Origin of the sequence: Rhizobium ruizarguesonis (assembly GCF_017357285.1) — a bacterium.
GTDB classification, from domain to species: Bacteria; Pseudomonadota; Alphaproteobacteria; order Rhizobiales; family Rhizobiaceae; genus Rhizobium; species Rhizobium ruizarguesonis.
Genome location: NZ_CP071678.1, coordinates 1690153 through 1707618, shown reverse-complemented (window position 1 = coordinate 1707618; position 17466 = coordinate 1690153). Strand labels below are relative to the sequence as shown.

Here is a 17466-nt window from a genome sequence, read left to right as displayed (position 1 = left end):
TCATTTCGGGATTAACACGCCCGATACAATTAAAACCGGGCAAATACAAGTTTTTCATTCCGGCTCCCCTCGTCTTTATCCGCGGCTGAGCTAAATTTCCATGGAGAATGTCATAATTCCACCGAAGGTTGCTTGGAATATGTCGAATCGTGCCCTAAATCTTTCATATATGAATAATTCATAAAGTAAGGATCAGATCGAAATTGAAACGCAAGCTATTGTTTTTATTGAGGTTTGGTGCCTTCTGATTTCGATTGCTCTCATTGGATTGGTAAGCGATGTTTGACCCACGCGAGAAAATTGCACTCTTCATTGACGGCGCCAATCTCTACGCTGCATCCAAGAGCCTCGGCTTTGACATAGATTACCGCAAGCTCCTGAAAGCATTCCAGAAACGCGGATATCTGCTACGCGCCTATTATTATACCGCTCTGATCGAGGATCAGGAATATTCATCGATCCGGCCGCTGATCGACTGGCTCGACTATAACGGCTACAAAGTCGTCACCAAGCCTGCCAAGGAATTCACGGATTCCATGGGTCGCCGAAAGATCAAGGGCAACATGGACATCGAGCTTGCGATCGACGCCATGGAACAGTCCGAAACGGTCGATCACCTCGTCATCTTCTCGGGCGACGGCGACTTCACGAATCTGGTCGAAGCGTTGCAGCGCAGAGGCCGCAAGGTCTCGGTGATCTCAACCATGGCGACGCAGCCGCCGATGATTGCCGACGACCTGCGCCGTCAGGCGGATCATTTCATCGATCTCTTATCTCTGAAGGCTGAAATCGGTCGTGATCCCTCCGAGCGGGCGCCACGCCCCGCCGAAGTTGCCCCGGTCAGCGATCTCGAGGATTGATCTCTCCATCATCCCGAACCGGAGTGGCCGCGACGATCAGGACGTGATCATAAACCACGGCAGCGCGGTCAGCCATGAGCCTTCAGCAGGCGGCTCTTCTGCCGGTTCCAATCGCGCTCCTTCTCGGATTCGCGCTTGTCGTGCAATTTCTTACCCTTGGCGAGCGCCAGTTCCATCTTCGCCCGACCGCGATCGTTGAAATAGATCTTCAGCGGGATTAGCGTCATGCCTTCGCGGTTGATGGCAGAGCGCAGGCGATGGATTTCACGGCCCGACAGCAGCAGTTTGCGGCGCCGGCGCGGCTCGTGATTGAAGCGGTTGGCCTGCAGATATTCCGGCAGATAGGAATTGATCAGCCAGATCTCGCCGCCCTCATCCGAGGCGTAGGATTCGGCGATATTGGCCTTGCCTTCGCGCAGCGACTTGACCTCCGTGCCCATCAGCACGATGCCCGCCTCGTAAGTATCGATGATCTCGTAGTTGAAGCGGGCCTTGCGGTTTTCGGCCACGATCTTGTTCACCACGCGCTGGCTGCCTTTGGGGGCCATGACGATATTCCAATTGCTTCCGAGCATGATGCCGAAAAGTGTGAGCGGTTTTCGGGTGCCATCATGCTCTATTTCTTGATGTAGATCCGGATTCAGATTTCAGGCCAGTCAGGCCTAAAATCATCCGGATCTATGGCGCGAAAAGCCGCGCCCTCATTCCTTGCCCTTTATGTAAAGGAGAGACCCCGTCTTGTGAAGACGGCCGGTCTCGTCAGTTCAACAGGCCTGCATGACGCATGGCGGCGTCAATCGCCGATTCCGTTGCCGGCTCCAGCGTCGAAAGCAGCGGCGAGCGAACGTTGCGGCTCATCCGGCCAAGCTTGGACAGCCCGTATTTGGCGCCGCAAAGACCCGGCTCAAGGAAGATCGCCTTGTGGAGCGGCATCAGCCGATCCTGATATTCCAGGGCACGGGCATAGTCGCCTGCCAGCGTTGCCGCCTGGAAGTCGGCGCAAAGGCGCGGGGCGACATTGGCCGTTACCGAAATACAGCCGACACCGCCATGGGCGTTGAAGCCGAGCGCCGTCGCATCCTCGCCGGATAATTGCCTGAAATCCGCGCCGCAGGTGATGCGCTGTTCGGAGACGCGCTCGATCTTGCCCGTCGCATCCTTGACGCCAACGATATTCCTGTGCGCCTTGGCGAGCGCACCCATCGTTTCCGGCGTCATGTCGACCACCGAGCGGCCGGGGATGTTATAGATATAGATCGGCAGATCGACGGCATCGGCAATGGCCGAAAAATGCGCGATCAAGCCCTTCTGCGTCGGCTTGTTGTAATAGGGAGTGACGACCAGAACGGCGTTCGCACCGACCTTTTCGGCATGCTGGGCAAGCTCGATCGCCTCCCGCGTATTGTTCGAGCCGGCGCCAGCCATGACGGGAACGCGTTTTGCGGCAACCTCGATGCAGAGTTCCACGACCCGTTTGTGTTCGGCATGCGACAGCGTCGGGGATTCGCCCGTCGTGCCGACCGGAACGAGACCACCGCTGCCTTCCTTGATCTGCCAGTCGACATGAGCGGCGAAGCTGTCTTCGTCGATCAGTCCGGCATCCGTGAAGGGGGTGACGAGGGCGGGAATGGACCCATTGAACATGCAAAGCTCCTCACGACCAAATCCTTGCTTCGGCCGCATTCCATGAATAAGAGTTGCGCACCATAGAGCGCCGAAATCATCGCGACAAGCGCGTAGAGTTCGGTTTAGGGCAAATTCCGATAGCAGATGTGAATGAATTTTACCTGGTACGGTAAGGTTTCGTTAAGATGCCTCTAGCCTAATGGCAGGGCGTGTTTTCATTGCGAGATCCCGGATGAAGAAAGCTGTCCTGATTCTGTCCGCCTTCGGCTTCATTGCCGCTGCGTGGGGCAGCGTTGCGTCGCCGCTTCCCGGCGAGAGCACTTCCATGCCTGAGGTCAAGCCGCTCGGCTTCATTCCCGAGACAGCCATACCGGAATCGATCACAACAGGCGCCATTCCGCGCAACCCGGCAATCGCGCCCGTCAACGGCGACCTGAAAGCCGGCCTCGATGCGCTTTCCGACAAGGACCCGCAGCTGGCGCTTTCGATCCGCGACAGCATGCGCGACGCGACGCTCGACCGCCACATCCTCACCTGGGCGATTGCCGTTTCCGGATTGAAGGGCGTTCCCTCCTATGAAATTGCCAGCGCCGCGCAGGAGCTCAAGGGCTGGCCGGGTCTTGCGCGGCTGCGCGCCTATTCCGAGCGCGCGCTCTATGACGAAAATCCCGCCCCTTCCGCCATACTTGCCGCCTTCGGCGATACCGCGCCTGAAACGATGCAGGGCGCGGTCATCCTCGGCCGGGCGCTGATTGCATCAGGCAAGCAGGCGCAAGCGGCAAAATATATCCGCAAGGTCTGGCGTGGAGAGGCTCTCGACAAGGCGACCGAGGACAAGATCCTCATCGAGTTTTCCGCGCTGTTGACGCCTGCCGACCACAAGGCGCGGATGGACTATCTGATGTATCGCGGCCGGGTGGCGCAGGCCAAGCGCTTCGGCGACATGGGCCAGGCACAATCGCTCTACAAGGCCTGGGCTGCGGTCGACGCCAAAGCGGCCAATGCCGGAGCTTTGCTCAACGGAGTCGATGCGAAGTGGCGGGCCGATGCCGGCCTGCTGTTTGCGCGGATCGAATATCTGCGCAAGCAGGACAAATATGCCGAGGCGGCAGCACTTCTGGAGCAAATGCCGCCCGAGCGCAGCGAACTCGTCAATTCCGGCGAATGGTGGAACGAGCAACGCATCGTCAGCCGTGGCCTCGTCGACCAGGGACAATTCAAGCCTGCCTATCGCATCGTCGCAAACTACGCCGCAACGAGCCCGACGGATATCGTCGAGGCTGAATTCCATGCCGGATGGTACGCGCTTCGCGGCCTGCAGGACCCGGCAGCGGCGGAAAGACATTTCCGCAAGATCCTCGAGACATCAAACGGGCCGATCTCGGTTTCACGCGCCTGGTACTGGCTGGGACGGGCAGCCGAAGCCGGCGGCCCCGGAAAATCCAGCGAATTCTATGCAAAGGCCGCGAATTTTCCCGGCACCTTCTATGGCCAGCTCGCGGCCGAAAGGCTGGGGCGAAAGACGCTTAATGTCACCTATCCGTCGCCGAGCACTGCCGACCGGCAACGCTTCCAGGCACGCGAAGCCGTGCAGGCCATTGCCCGGCTGGAGGCCGCAGGCCATGGATGGCGGGCCGACATTCTCTATCTCGCGCTTGCCGATCAACTGCAGAGCCCGGGTGAACTGGCTGTCCTCGCGGCTCAGGCAGAGCAATCCGGCGATCATCATCTTTCGCTGCAGATCGGCAAGATCGCTTATGGACGCGGCATCGATGTCGCGGCGCTCGCCTTTCCGGTCGGCGTGATCCCGGCGAACGCCAATATATCAGGCTCCGGCAAGGCGCTCGCCTATGCCATCGCCCGGCAAGAAAGCGCCTTCAATCCGGCCGCCGTTTCGGCGGCGAATGCACGCGGCCTGCTGCAGCTTCTGCCAGGAACAGCCCAGGCGGTGGCCAAGCGCCACAACATCGCCTATTCGAAGGACAAGCTGACGGCCGATGCCGGTTATAATGCGACGCTCGGTGCGCATTATCTCGGCGAGCAGATCGACGCCTTCGGCGGCTCCTATATCCTCACCTTCATTGCCTACAATGCCGGGCCGAAGCGGGTACCGGAATGGATCGGCCGTTACGGCGATCCGCGCGGCAGGCCGATCGACGAGATCGTCGACTGGATCGAACGCATCCCCTTCCCCGAAACGCGCAACTATGTGCAGCGGGTGATGGAGAATTACGAAGTCTACAAGGCTCGCCTCGGCCAGCAGACCGATATCGAGCGTGATCTCATCGGCGGACGCAGCGCCTCCTGAAGCCATTTGGCCCAGCTCGAAAAGCAGGCTACATCTTCGCGATCAACAGGTCTCGAGGGATGCGATGCCGGATAGGGATGCGGGTGGTTTTCAAGAACGATTTTACACGTCTTCCGATGGGCTGAGGCTTTATGCCCGCGACTACCGGCCCGACGAGGCGGCAAGTGCCGGATGGTTGCCGGTGATCTGCCTGCCAGGCCTGACCCGCAATACGCGGGATTTTCATCCGCTGGCGCTGCTTCTTTCCCGCGACCCGGCAGCGCCACGCAGGGTGATTGCGATCGATTCGCGCGGGCGGGGAAATTCGGCTTGGGATGAGAACAAGGCGAACTACAATCTCGCCATCGAGGCCGGCGACGTCATTGCCGCCTGCACGACACTCGGCATCGAGCGGGCGATCTTCATCGGCACGTCGCGGGGCGGCCTGATCCTGCATCTGATCGCGGCGACACATCCGGATCTTCTCGAAGCCGTCATCCTCAACGATATCGGGCCTGTGCTCGAGGCTGAGGGACTGGCACGGATCCGCGACTACCTCAACAACAGCAGGAGGCCGGGGGACTGGAACGAGGCTGCCGGTCTATTGAAGGAGAATCATGGAGCGTCGTTTACCGCGCTTGCAGAGGAAGACTGGCGCGAGATGGCGCTTGCCCTTTATCGCGACATCGGCGGAAGGCCGGTCGCCGATTTCGATCCAGCGATTGCGGAGGCACTGAAATCGATCGATTTCAGCCAGCCGCTGCCTGATCTCTGGGGGCAATTCGAAAGCCTGGGCCGGTTGCCGCTCATGCTGATCCGCGGCGAAAATACTTCGCTGCTTTCACAGGAAACCGCCGGCGAGATGGCGCGGCGGCATTCGGGGTTGATCCTTCATACTGCCGAAGGGCAAGGACATGCCCCGCTCCTGCATCTTGATAACATCCCCACAGCAATGCGAGCTTTTCTCGCCGCCTGTCGATAACCTCATCGAAACCGCTCAGCGGGCACAACGTGCCTTCGTCCAAATACAAAAAGCCCGGCTCGAGAGCCGGGCTTTCCTGACTGACCGAGGTCAGATCAGATTAGAACGAACGCTGCAGACGGAAGTAGCCCGTCGTGGTGTCGTCGCCATCTTCCGGATCGAGCCACTGAACCGAAGCCTTGGCGTAGAAGTTGTCGACGATCTGGTAATCAACCGTCAGACCAGCCTTCCAGGCATCGCCGAGACCGTCGAAGTCTTCCGGAACTTCCGTGCCACCGCCGAAGTAGTTGCCGTAGTACTGAACGCCCGGGGTGATCTTGAGCTTGTCGGTTGCCTTGATAGCGTATTCGGCAGCGATAGCCCATTCAGCTGAGGAGTAGTAGGAGTTCGGGCCGGAAGAGTAAACGCCGGCGAGGCCGAGCGTACCGGGACCGATGTCAACCGTACCCATTGCACGGATAGCGCCGTCTTCGTTGTCGACGTCCCAGCCGCCGGTAACCTGGTAGCTGAACGCACCAGCCTTACCGCCAACGCCGAAGGCAACGCCGACATTGTTCGGACCATCGTCCGCAGTAAAGTCGGTGGTGCCGGGAATGACGCCGGGAGTAAAGGTACCCTGGTAAACGCCGTCTTCCAGTTCATCGACGCTGATACCAGCGTAGAAATCGCTGGTTTCATACTGATAGCGGATCGAGTTGTGGAGCGTTACGACCGAACCGATGTCGTCGGTTTCGCCAGAGAGACCATCGTCCCACCAGCTGTAGAACAGACCGGCGCGGAAGCCCGCGACGTCGAGGTAAGCGGAGTCGAGCTTGGCCTCCTGATCGGTGGCATTGTCAGCATTGAACTGCATGACGATGACGCCGGTCAGCGGACCATACTCGGTGTCGCTCTTGGCGGTGAACTGAACCTGACCGCGGGTCTTGGCATCCCAGTCCGAATCGCCGCCGACATCTTCGCCAACGTTGACCTGGAAACGGATGTAACCGTTGATCTTGAGGCAGGTTTCGGTGCCCGGGATGTAGAAGTAGCCGGTGCCGTAAGCGTCGCAGACGCGAACATATTCAACCGGTTCCGGTTCGGCAGCAACGATAGCGTCAGCAGCCTGAGCACCGGAAACTACTGCGAGAGCAGCAGCGGAGCCGAGAAGAAGGCTCTTGATGTTCATAAATGACCTCCAATTCAAAGTTTCGATCGGGTTTGGGATCTTTCGCTGAGCAGCGTTCCCTGCCCCATCCCCGTGTTTCAAGAAGTGGACGATCAGTCGCCCTTGCTTCCGACGCTGAAAATACAAGACGGAAGCCGTCACGCAATCACCAACTTACTCGGATGGGGGATTTGAGGGAGCCTTCCCGACATTCTGTTGCTGAAAGGACACAAGTCGGGCAACCGGCCTCGATTTCCTTTATGCTTTGTTAAGAAAACCCTGATTTTGCGGAGGCTTAGGTTCGGTCAACAAAGAATTGGACATGCGCTTTGCGACACATTCGTGACACTTTTTCGACAAAATGCGGCTCTTGTGGGGGATTCATGATTACAGGAAGCGTAACCGAACGTGCACCAATCCAGCTTTCGCCACTTGCCGGGCGTGAGCGCGGGAGGTGATTCCCGCAGACGATTCTCTCACTTGAGGCAGAGAGATTTTTCTCGTTCGCCCGGCCAAAGGCATAGCCGACTATGAGAACATGATTCCCTGCCGGAAACCAAAGATCGACGTATGCTCAGGAAATCACAATGGCGGAGAAGATGGGATTCGAACCCACGATACGCTTTTGACGTATACTCCCTTAGCAGGGGAGCGCCTTCGACCACTCGGCCACCTCTCCGGTGCGGCCTAACTATGGCGACCGGTCTGTGAATGCAAGGGTTTTTTGAGTTTTCACCAGAAGAAATGCAGCGAGCGGCAATTCGGCTGGTTGCGCAAACAGACCTCGCCTCCGGCCGAGATCCGCGGAGTTTGATCGCGCTTCGTTCTCTTCGATGAAGAGGCCGATCTCAGACGAGCAGGCTCTTGAGGTCAGCAGAAGGGTCGGCGAGAATCGATTTGTCGGGGTTGGTCCCGGATTCCAGCAGTTTTTTGCCGGTCACATAGGCTTTCGCGTCGTTGATGGCATCGACGGCGATCAGCACGCCTTCCCTGAAGTACCAGACCGAATGGGCGCCTTCGCGGGTGCCGGGACGCAGCAACGTCTCGTCATAACCGAGATTGAAGCCGGCAATCTGCAGCTTGACGTCATACTGGTCGGACCAGAACCACGGCTTCGGCGCATAAGGCTCATTGCCGCCGGCGATGACGGCTGCCGCTGCTTCGGCCTGGTCGACGGCGTTCTGCACCGATTCGAGCCTGATGCGGCCGCCCTGCCAGGGAAGTGCGGCGCAATCGCCGGCCGCAAAGATCGCCGGATCGGAGGTGCGGGCGAATTCGTCGACGACAATGCCGTTGGCGACTTCGAGGCCGGCTTCCTTGGCAAGCTGATCGTTCGGCGCGACGCCGATGCCGACGACGGCGAAATCGATGTCGATAACCGATCCGTCGGAAAGTGCGGCACCGGTGACGCGGCCATCCTTGCCAATCAGATGCTTGAGCCCTGTCTTCTCGCGGATCACCACGTCATGTGTCTCGTGAATCCCGCGCATGATGTCGGCGGTCTCCTTCGCCGCGACGCGCTGCAGGATGCGGTCGGCCATTTCGATGACGGTGACTTCCAGGCCGCGATGGCGGGCAACGGCCGCTGCCTCGAGACCGATATAACCGCCGCCGATGATGAGGACGCGGCGACCGGGGCGCATCTCGTCAGCAAGCAGATCGGCATCGCGCTTGTCGCGAGCGACATAGACGCCTTCGAGATCGCCGCCGATTGCGGCCGGGAGCCGGCGCGGCGTCGAGCCGGTGGCGAGCGCCAGCGTGCCGTAATCGAGAACAGAGCCGTCCTGCAGCAGAACCTGCTTGCTGTCCGGCTTGATCTGCTCGGCCCAGGTCGAAAGGCGAAGATCGACATCATTGTCCGCATACCAGTGCTCGGCGCGGAACAGCAGGCGGTCGAAGACCATTTCACCGAGCAGGTATTTTTTCGAAAGCGGCGGGCGTTGATAGGGAGCGACGTCCTCGGCGCCGAGGAGGGTGATCGGGCGCGTATCCTTCAACGCACGCAGCTTGGCCGCCAATGCGAAACCGGCTTGTCCCGCGCCGATGATCACCAGTCTATCCGTCACGATCTCACTCCTGAAGCTGCGCCCGACACCCACGCCAAGGCCTGTCCCCTAAAGCGCCGCGCATCTTTCAGACACGCAAAGGACGCTGTCGCATTTTGAGTTTCTGCATAATCCCTGAAATCGATCCCGATTTCAGGGATTATGCAGTAGCCCGTGCGCCGTCAACGGAAAGCGGCCTCTTACATTCAGCCGATCTCGATCCAGCGGCGCTCGTGGAAGGATTGTGCCATGGCATGCACCGACTTCTCTATCCTGAGACCGTCTTCGAATGTCACGATCGACGACGGCTCGCCTGATATTGCCCGGATCAGCTCACGGCATTCGATGATCTTCAGATCGTTGAAGCCAAGGCCGTGGCCTGGTGCCGGAATGAACCGATCATAAGGCCGATGGGCGGGTGCCGCCAGTATCTTGCGGAAGCCCTGTTCGGAGCCGCGGCCGTCGGCCTGATAGAGCTCGAATTCGTTCATGCGCTCCTGGTCGTAGACGATCGAGCCTTTCGAGCCGAAAATCTGCAGGGCGATGCGGCCCTTGCGACCCCAGGCGGCGCGATTCGCCATCAGCACGGCGGAGATGCCGCCGCCAAGCCGCATCAGCACGTTGGCGCCATCGTGGTTTTCGACAGCACGGCGACCACCCTCGCTCAGCGGGCGATCGGCATAGGGCCTCACCATATCCGTTATGACGGCCTCGACATGGCCGAAGAGATACCAGAGCAACGACAGCGGGTGCACGGCGAAATCATCGAGCGCGCCGTAGCCGGCGGAAAGCTCGCTCTTCCAATAAAAGAAGACATCGGGATCGGCCATGAAGTCCTCATCCATCTCGACGCGGATATGATTGACCGTGCCGATGGCGCCCTCGCCAATCAGCGTTCTGATATGCCGCATGACGGGATTCTGGATGTAATTATAGCCAAGGGCGGCAACCTTGCCGGATCGCTTCGCCGTTTCCAGCATGCGCTCGGCATCGGCATAGGCCGGCGCCATCGGTTTTTCGCACCAGACATGCTTGCCGGCCTCGAGGGCTGCAATCGCCATCTCGGGATGAAACTGATTGGGCGTGGTGACGGAGACCACGTCGACCTGGGGGTCGGCGATCAGCGCCCGCCAGTCGGCCGTCGCCTTCTCGAAACCGAATTCACCGGCACGAGTCTCAGCAAGCTCGGCATTGGCTTCGGCCAGATGCACAAGACGCGGACGCTCGACATCGCCGAACACCGTCTTTACTGCATTCCACGCCAGCGCATGGCACTTGCCCATATAACCGGTGCCGATCAAACCGATGCCGAGTGGCTTCATTTCCGTCTCCTCCAAAGCTGTGCGCGGATTTTTGGAATATTTGGATCATTTTGACAAGGACCTGCTCGCAGGCATTTCTGCGCCCTTCCCGAGAAGATTGTCTAAAAGCCTTCAATTACAGGGGATTAAAAACAATTAGCCGTGTCGTTTGAAATCGTTTATGTTCGATAATATGGAATGTTTGTTTCATCTCGTGAGCCGTAAGCATGGATAACGATCCCCAGAGGCACGCGCGTGTGCCGCGCGATTTCGAAAGCCTGCGCAGCACCATCATCGAGCGCAAGGCGAACATGCCGAAGCGGCTGGCGCAGGTCGCCGCCTTCGCGCTCGGCAATCCCGACGAAATCGCCTTCGGAACGACGGCGAGCATCGCGGCCGCCTCCGACGTCCAGCCCTCGACGCTGGTGCGCTTGGCGCATCATCTGGGTTATGGAGGCTTTTCCGACCTGCAGAGCATCTTTCGCGAAAGATTGCGGGACCGGACGCTGAGCTACGAAGAGCGCCTCGTCACGCTCGAGCAATCGAACGGTGACGATGAGGACGCCAATCTGCTCTCCGGCTTCATTGCCGCGGCAAACCAGTCGGTCAACCGGCTGGCGGCGACGGTCCAGAGCGATACTTTCACCAAAGCGGTGAATATCCTTGCTAACGCCGAGACGATCTATCTGATCGCCAAACGACGCTCCTACCCTTTGACGGCGCACATGACCTACGCTTTTTCCAAGCTCAACATCCGCCACCAGATCGTCGCCTCGCCGAACGGCGTCGACCCTGAGATGGTGCAGTTCGCAACACCGAAGGATGCGGCGATCGCGGCGAGCTTTTCGCCTTATGCGGCCGACAGCCTCAACCAGAGCCAAGAGCTTGCCGACCGCGGCGTTCCCGTCATCGCGATCACCGATTCGGCCTTTTCGCCGCTTGCCGCCTGCGCCACGCACTGGTTCGAGGTGGCGGAGGCCGATTTCGCCGGCTTCCGCTCGCTTTCGGCCTCGATGGCGCTCACGATGGCACTGCCGGTTGCAATCGCCGAGCGGCGGCGCAAGCGTCAGCAGTCAAAACCTGTAAAAGGCAAAATGGAATAAACATTCCGAATTGACAAAATATCGGAACCGATGTTTCATTATTGAAAATTCGCAGGCACTGGAAGCCGCGCAAAATCTAGCGGGAGGACATCATGGTACAATCGAATCCGGGTTCACAGCCGGAGCCGGCGCTTGATGTGATCACCATCGGCCGTTCCTCGGTCGATCTTTACGGCCAGCAGATCGGTTCGCGGCTGGAGGATATCGGCTCCTTCGCCAAGTCGGTCGGCGGCTGCCCAGCCAATATCGCCATCGGCACGGCTCGGCTCGGCCTCAAATCCGGCCTCATCACCCGCGTCGGCGACGAGCAGATGGGACGCTTCATCCGCGAGCAGTCGGCGCGCGAAGGTGTGGCGACAGACGGCATCGTCACCGACAAGGAGCGGCTGACGGCGCTGGTGCTGCTGGCGGTCGAGGCCGAGGGCGTGTCGCCGATGATCTTCTATCGGTCGGATTGCGCCGACATGGCGCTCGATGAAGGCGATATCGACGAGGATTTCATCAGATCCTCGCGCGCCGTTCTCGTTTCCGGTACGCATTTCTCGCGGCCGAATACGGAGGCTGCGCAGCGCAAGGCGATCCGCATCGCCAAGGCGAACGGCCGCAAGGTGATCTTCGACATCGATTACCGGCCGAACCTCTGGGGCCTTGCCGGCCATGCGGAAGGCTTCGAGCGCTACGTGAAATCCGACCGGGTCTCCTCGAAGATGCAGGAGACCCTGCCGGATTGCGACCTCATCGTCGGCACCGAAGAGGAAATCCTGATCGCTTCCGGCGCCGACGACGTGCTCGGCGCGCTGAAGGAGATCCGTCGGCTGTCGCCGGCGACGATCGTGCTCAAGCGCGGCGCCATGGGCTGTATCGTCTATGACGGGCCGATCGCCGACGATCTCGAAGCCGGCATCATCGGCCAGGGTTTCCCGATCGAGGTCTTCAACGTGCTGGGCGCCGGCGATGCCTTCATGTCCGGCTTCCTGCGCGGCTTTCTGCGCGACGAGCCGCTGGAGACCTGTGCCACCTGGGCCAATGCCTGCGGCGCCTTCGCCGTCTCCCGCCTGCTCTGCTCGCCGGAATATCCGACCTGGGCGGAACTCGACTTCTTCCTGACGACCGGCAGCAAACACCGGGCGCTGCGCAAGGACGAGGCGCTCAACCATATCCACTGGGCATCGACCCGGCGCGGCGAAATCCCGCTTTTGATGGCGCTGGCGATCGACCACCGTTCGCAGCTCGTCAGCGTCGCCGATGAGCTCGGCGTCGGCCATGAGAAAATCGTCGCCTTCAAACGGCTGGCGGTGGCGGCAGCGGCGCGGGTTTCGAACGGCCGCGACGGCTACGGCATGCTGATCGACGAACGCTTCGGCCGCGACGCTTTCTTCGATGCGGCGACGAAGAATTTCTCCTGGATCGGCCGGCCGGTGGAATTGCCGGGCTCGAAGCCGCTGCGCTTCGAATTCAGCCAGGATATCGGCTCGCAGCTTGTGGAATGGCCGCTTGGCCATTGCATCAAGTGCCTGTGTTTCTATCATCCTGATGATCCGGCTGACTTGAAGACGGAGCAGCAGGAGAAGCTGCGGACGCTGTTCGAGGCCGCCCGCAAGGTCGGCCGCGAGCTGCTGGTGGAGATCATCGCCGGCAAGAACGGGCCGCTCACCGACGATACGATCGCAACCGCGCTGGAGGAGCTTTATGCGCTCGGCATCAAGCCGGACTGGTGGAAACTGGAGCCGCAAGCATCCAGTGAAGCCTGGAAGAAGATCGATGCAGTGATCGCCAAAAATGATCCATGGTGCCGCGGTATCGTGCTCCTGGGGCTCGAGGCGCCCGCCGACGAACTGATCTCCTGCTTCGAGGCGACGCTGGCAGCTCCCTCCGTGAAAGGCTTTGCTGTCGGGCGGACGATCTTTGCCGATCCGGCGCGCGCCTGGCTTTCAGGCGAAATGAATGATGAGGAAGCGATCGCCGATATGGCCGGCCGTTTCCGACACCTGACAGAAGCGTGGTTGAAGACGCGCGGGCATCAGTAGGAATCGAAATAAGACCCCTCCCCAACCCCTCCCCACAAGGGGAGGGACTTAACTTGGGGCACCCGCCTCACGCCATGAGCGAGCGTCCCTTCGGACGAGACGTTGCGGCGAGAGTTTGGAGAGCCCGGCAGGTTAGCCCCTCCCCTTGTGGAGAGGAGTTGGGTAGGGGAAAACAGATAGAGAGTCAAAAGTCCGGGAGGACCCGATGGGCAAGACGATACGGTTGACGATGGCACAGGCCGTCGCGCATTTCTTGAAAGTACAGATGACGATCGTCGACGGCAAGAAAGTGCCGATCTTCGGCGGCGTCTGGGCGATCTTCGGTCACGGCAACGTCGCCGGCATCGGCGAGGCGCTCTATCAGGTGCGCGAGGAATTGACCACCTATCGCGCTCACAACGAACAAGGCATGGCGCATGCCGCGATCGCCTATGCCAAGGCGAATTTCCGCACGCGCTTCATGGCCTGCACGAGTTCGATCGGCCCCGGGGCGCTGAACATGGTGACGGCCGCCGGCGTGGCGCATGTCAATCGTATTCCCGTTCTCTTCCTGCCGGGCGACGTCTTCGCCAACCGCGCGCCAGATCCGGTGCTGCAGCAGATCGAGGATTTCGGCGACGGCACGGTTTCGGCCAATGATGCCTTCCGTTCGGTTTCGCGCTATTTCGACCGCATCACCCGACCAGAGCAGATCATCTCGGCGCTGAAGCGCGCCATGCAGGTCCTGACCGATCCCCTGGATTGCGGCCCGGTGACATTGTCGCTCTGCCAGGACGTTCAGGCAGAAGCCTTCGATTATCCGGAAAGCCTGTTCGATGAAAAAGTCTGGACGACCCGCCGGCCGCAGCCGGATGCGGACGAGCTGGCGAATGCCATTGCGCTGATCAAGGCGTCGCAGAAGCCGGTGATCGTTGCCGGCGGCGGCGTGCTTTATTCGCAGGCGACGAAGGAGCTTGCCGCCTTTGCCGAGGCCCATGACCTTCCCGTCGTCGTCACCCAGGCCGGCAAGTCGGCGATCAACGAGACCCATCCGCTGGCACTCGGCTCGGTCGGCGTCACCGGCACGTCGGCGGCGAATGCGATCGCGGAGGAAACGGACCTGGTCATCGCTGTCGGCACGCGCTGCCAGGATTTCACCACCGGCTCCTGGGCGCTGTTCAAGAACGACAACCTCAGGATGATCGGGCTCAATATCGCCGCCTATGACGCGGTGAAGCACGACAGCCATCCGCTGGTGACTGACGCCCGCGAAGGGCTGAAGGCACTGTCGGCAGGGCTTTCGGGGTGGAAGGCGCCGGCAGCCCTCGTCGAGAAGGCGGCTGCGGAGAAGAAAGTCTGGATGGAGGCCGCCGACAGGGCGATGGCGACGACCAATGCCGCCCTGCCCTCCGATGCGCAGGTGATCGGCGCGGTGACGCGCACGCTCGGCGGCGAGAATACGACAGTGCTTTGTGCTGCAGGCGGCCTTCCCGGCGAATTGCACAAGCTTTGGCCGGCGACGGCGCCGGGCAGCTATCACATGGAATACGGCTTTTCCTGCATGGGCTATGAGATTGCCGGCGGGCTGGGCGCCAAGATGGCGCATCCGGAACGGGATGTCGTCGTCATGGTCGGCGACGGTTCCTACATGATGATGAATTCCGAGCTAGCGACCTCGGTCATGCTTGGCCTCAAGCTCAATATCGTCGTGCTCGACAATCGCGGTTATGGCTGCATCAACCGGCTGCAGATGGGAACCGGCGGCGCCAACTTCAACAATCTGCTCAAGGACTCCTATTACGAGGTGATGCCGGAGATCGACTTCCGCGCGCATGCCGAAAGCATGGGCGCCATCGCCGTCAAGGTCGCCTCGATCGCCGAGCTGGAGCAGGCGATCGCCGACTCGAAGAAAAACGACCGCACCTCGGTCTTCGTCATCGACACCGATCCGCTTGTTACCACGGAGGCCGGCGGCCACTGGTGGGATGTCGCGGTGCCTGAGGTCAGCCCGCGCGAACAGGTCAACGAAGCGCGCAAGGGCTATGTCGAAGCACGCGCCGCCCAGCGCATCGGCTAATCTATCGCTATCATTTCTCGGAAGAGCGTCCCGGCTCTTCCGCAATGCTTTTAAGGAGAATGTTGATGAAGGCCAAACTCGGCATGTCGCCCATCGCCTGGTGGAACGACGATCTTCCTGAGCTCAGCGACGATGTGTCCCTGGAGGAATGCCTGCGGCAATCACGCGGTGCCGGCTTTACCGGCATGGAAAAGGGCCGCCGCTTCCCCGACGATCCCGAGGTGATGCTGCCCATCCTTCGCGCCGCCGACGTCACGCTGTGCGGCGGTTGGTTCTCGGGCACGCTTGTTGACGAGGAGCTTGCTGCCAACAAGGACCGCATCGCGCCGATGATCGAACTGTTCAAGGCCGTCGCCGCGCCCTGCATCGTTTATGGCGAAGTCGGCCGTTCCATCCAGGGCGACCGCTCCAAGCCGCTCGCGACCAAGCCGCGTCTTTCCGATGACGAGATGAAGGCTTATGCGCACCGCGTCACCCAATTCGGAGAATGGTGCGCCGAGCAGGGCATGCCGCTCTCCTACCACCATCACATGGCCGCCGTGGTCGAAACCGAGCCGGAACTCGACGCCTTCATGCGCCATTCGGGCGAAGGCATCCCGCTGCTGCTCGATGCAGGGCATTTGGCCTTTGCCGGCGGCGACGTGCTGCGCGCCATCGAAAACCACCACGCCCGCATCAACCATGTTCACGTCAAGGATATCCGCAAGCCGGTGGTGGATGGGCTGGATCGCAGCCGGCAGTCCTTCCTCGATGCAGTGGCGCTTGGCGCCTTCACGGTGCCGGGCGACGGCTCGCTCGATTTCGGCGCCATCGTCCAGCGGCTGGCCGATGACGGCTATGAAGGCTGGTTCGTCGTCGAAGCCGAACAGGATCCACGCAAAGCCCCGCCGCAGAAAATGGCCGAGATCGGTCACGCCGAGTTGATGCGCGTCATGACGGCTGCTGGCTATACCGTGGAAACGGAAGGCTTCCCCAAGGGATCATAAAGCCTGGTTGTCCGGAGCCTCCTCCCACAAGCGGCGCGCCTTTTCGGGCCGCTGGAGCAAGAAGCCCCCTCATCCGCCCTCCGGGCACCTTCCCGGTGAGGAGAAGAGGAACAGAAACGGCGCGGCATGTCCCCTCTCCCCTCGGGGAGAAGGTGGCAGCAGCCGGATGAAGGGTCTGCACCCGCCAATTTACGAGGAAAAACACCAATGCCAAATCTCAAGGTGAAACCGTCCGGCACCCACGGCCGCGTCACGCATGTCACCCCGGAAAATGCCGGTTGGACTTATGTCGGCTTCGATCTGCATCGAATGAAGCCGGGCGAGACCGTTTCGGGAGAGACGGGCGATCGGGAAGTCTGCCTCGTCTGGGTGACCGGCAAGGGCAAGGCGTCCGCCGGCACAAAGGATTTCGGCACGCTCGGCGGCCGGATGAACCCGTTCGAAGGCGCACCGCATGCGCTCTACATCCCGATGGAATCGACATGGTCGGTGACGGCGGAGACCGATCTGGAGCTCGCAGTCTGCTCCGCACCCGGCGGCGGCACCTATCAGGCGAAGGCGATCCCGCCCGGCACGCACCCGCAGGTGACACGCGGCAAGGGCACGAATGTGCGCTACGTCAACAATATCATGCCGGAGGACGACAGTTCGGCGCATTCGCTGCTGGTCGTCGAGGTGATCACGCCGGGTGGACATACCTCCTCCTACCCGCCGCACAAGCACGACCAGGATGACCTGCCGAACGAGAGTTTCCTGGAAGAGACCTATTACCATCGGCTCAACCCGCCGCAGGGCTTCGCTTTCCAGCGCGTCTATACCGACGATCGTTCGCTCGACGAAGCGATGGCGCTCGAGGACGGCGATGTGACGCTGGTGCCGAAGGGCTACCACCCCTGTGCCGCCTGCCATGGTTACGATCTCTACTACCTCAACGTCATGGCCGGCCCGCAGCGGATCTGGAAGTTCCACAATGCCGCCGAGCATGAGTGGCTGATGAAGGCGTGAAGGCTTCTTCAGATCGCTAAATAATCTGACAGCGCGAAACT

Annotated in this window: 13 protein-coding genes and 1 tRNA gene; 8 read left to right on the top strand and 6 right to left on the bottom strand. The window is 60.5% G+C overall.

All coding sequences use genetic code 11. From position 1 onward, the window contains the following. Window positions 1–278: 278 nt before the first annotated feature. Window positions 279–860, top strand: coding sequence for a LabA-like NYN domain-containing protein (locus J3P73_RS08465; protein ID WP_003558079.1), 582 nt, complete (start codon window positions 279–281; stop codon window positions 858–860). A gap of 68 nt (window positions 861–928) precedes the next feature. Here J3P73_RS08465 and smpB read toward each other — a convergent pair whose 3' ends face one another. Next, window positions 929–1408: an SsrA-binding protein SmpB gene (smpB, locus tag J3P73_RS08460; RefSeq protein ID WP_003558077.1), complete on the bottom strand. Its 480-nt coding sequence runs from the start codon at window positions 1406–1408 to the stop codon at window positions 929–931. A 211-nt stretch (window positions 1409–1619) separates the two neighbouring features. Continuing rightward, window positions 1620–2504, bottom strand: a complete 885-nt coding sequence (gene dapA, locus J3P73_RS08455; RefSeq protein WP_018070610.1) for a 4-hydroxy-tetrahydrodipicolinate synthase — start codon at window positions 2502–2504, stop codon at window positions 1620–1622. A gap of 214 nt (window positions 2505–2718) precedes the next feature. On the opposite strand from dapA, the gene J3P73_RS08450 reads away from it, so the two are divergent. Together J3P73_RS08450 and J3P73_RS08445 are read left to right on the top strand one after the other, a co-directional pair. After that, window positions 2719–4794, top strand: coding sequence for a lytic transglycosylase domain-containing protein (locus tag J3P73_RS08450; RefSeq protein WP_018070611.1), 2076 nt, complete (start codon window positions 2719–2721; stop codon window positions 4792–4794). A 64-nt stretch (window positions 4795–4858) separates the two neighbouring features. Further along, window positions 4859–5755 (top strand): alpha/beta fold hydrolase, encoded by an 897-nt coding sequence (locus J3P73_RS08445; RefSeq protein WP_207579869.1) that lies wholly within the window; start codon window positions 4859–4861, stop codon window positions 5753–5755. A 100-nt stretch (window positions 5756–5855) separates the two neighbouring features. On the opposite strand, the gene J3P73_RS08440 is transcribed toward J3P73_RS08445, so the two are convergent. From J3P73_RS08440 to J3P73_RS08425, 4 genes are all read right to left on the bottom strand, one after another. Then, the gene (locus J3P73_RS08440; protein ID WP_130661299.1) at window positions 5856–6923 is read right to left on the bottom strand and encodes a porin; all 1068 of its coding nucleotides are present in this window, start codon (window positions 6921–6923) and stop codon (window positions 5856–5858) included. 567 nt (window positions 6924–7490) lie between these two features. Next, a tRNA-Ser gene (locus J3P73_RS08435) sits at window positions 7491–7581 on the bottom strand. Between the two features lie 169 nt (window positions 7582–7750). Further along, on the bottom strand, window positions 7751–8968 hold the full coding sequence (locus tag J3P73_RS08430; protein WP_020397466.1) for an NAD(P)/FAD-dependent oxidoreductase: 1218 nt from the start codon (window positions 8966–8968) through the stop codon (window positions 7751–7753). 185 nt (window positions 8969–9153) lie between these two features. Further along, the gene (locus J3P73_RS08425; RefSeq protein ID WP_130661298.1) at window positions 9154–10269 is read right to left on the bottom strand and encodes a Gfo/Idh/MocA family protein; all 1116 of its coding nucleotides are present in this window, start codon (window positions 10267–10269) and stop codon (window positions 9154–9156) included. Window positions 10270–10475: 206 nt separating this feature from the next. Between J3P73_RS08425 and J3P73_RS08420 the strand changes: the two genes are divergently transcribed. The 5 genes from J3P73_RS08420 (at window position 10476) to iolB (ending at window position 17425) form a co-directional block, all read left to right on the top strand. After that, window positions 10476–11351, top strand: a complete 876-nt coding sequence (locus tag J3P73_RS08420; RefSeq protein WP_018071033.1) for a MurR/RpiR family transcriptional regulator — start codon at window positions 10476–10478, stop codon at window positions 11349–11351. Window positions 11352–11443: 92 nt separating this feature from the next. Further along, complete coding sequence (locus tag J3P73_RS08415; protein ID WP_018071032.1) at window positions 11444–13378, top strand: bifunctional 5-dehydro-2-deoxygluconokinase/5-dehydro-2-deoxyphosphogluconate aldolase; 1935 nt, start codon at window positions 11444–11446, stop codon at window positions 13376–13378. A gap of 205 nt (window positions 13379–13583) precedes the next feature. Further along, on the top strand, window positions 13584–15434 hold the full coding sequence (gene iolD / locus J3P73_RS08410) for a 3D-(3,5/4)-trihydroxycyclohexane-1,2-dione acylhydrolase (decyclizing) (RefSeq protein WP_018071031.1): 1851 nt from the start codon (window positions 13584–13586) through the stop codon (window positions 15432–15434). Between the two features lie 65 nt (window positions 15435–15499). Then, window positions 15500–16420 carry a myo-inosose-2 dehydratase gene (gene iolE, locus J3P73_RS08405; protein WP_207579868.1) on the top strand — a complete coding sequence of 307 codons (921 nt, stop codon included), beginning with the start codon at window positions 15500–15502 and terminating at the stop codon, window positions 16418–16420. A gap of 207 nt (window positions 16421–16627) precedes the next feature. Then, complete coding sequence (gene iolB, locus J3P73_RS08400; protein WP_018071029.1) at window positions 16628–17425, top strand: 5-deoxy-glucuronate isomerase; 798 nt, start codon at window positions 16628–16630, stop codon at window positions 17423–17425. Window positions 17426–17466 lie beyond the last annotated feature (41 nt).

Coding starts and splice junctions, on each gene's coding strand:
- iolE (WP_207579868.1), top strand. CDS start 15,500: ATGAAGGCCAAACTCGGCATGTCGCCCATCGCCTGGTGGAACGACGAT.
- J3P73_RS08420 (WP_018071033.1), top strand. CDS start 10,476: ATGGATAACGATCCCCAGAGGCACGCGCGTGTGCCGCGCGATTTCGAA.
- J3P73_RS08415 (WP_018071032.1), top strand. CDS start 11,444: ATGGTACAATCGAATCCGGGTTCACAGCCGGAGCCGGCGCTTGATGTG.
- J3P73_RS08445 (WP_207579869.1), top strand. CDS start 4,859: ATGCCGGATAGGGATGCGGGTGGTTTTCAAGAACGATTTTACACGTCT.
- iolB (WP_018071029.1), top strand. CDS start 16,628: ATGCCAAATCTCAAGGTGAAACCGTCCGGCACCCACGGCCGCGTCACG.
- J3P73_RS08425 (WP_130661298.1), bottom strand. CDS start 10,269: ATGAAGCCACTCGGCATCGGTTTGATCGGCACCGGTTATATGGGCAAG.
- J3P73_RS08450 (WP_018070611.1), top strand. CDS start 2,719: ATGAAGAAAGCTGTCCTGATTCTGTCCGCCTTCGGCTTCATTGCCGCT.
- dapA (WP_018070610.1), bottom strand. CDS start 2,504: ATGTTCAATGGGTCCATTCCCGCCCTCGTCACCCCCTTCACGGATGCC.
- J3P73_RS08465 (WP_003558079.1), top strand. CDS start 279: ATGTTTGACCCACGCGAGAAAATTGCACTCTTCATTGACGGCGCCAAT.
- smpB (WP_003558077.1), bottom strand. CDS start 1,408: ATGGCCCCCAAAGGCAGCCAGCGCGTGGTGAACAAGATCGTGGCCGAA.
- J3P73_RS08440 (WP_130661299.1), bottom strand. CDS start 6,923: ATGAACATCAAGAGCCTTCTTCTCGGCTCCGCTGCTGCTCTCGCAGTA.
- iolD (WP_018071031.1), top strand. CDS start 13,584: ATGGGCAAGACGATACGGTTGACGATGGCACAGGCCGTCGCGCATTTC.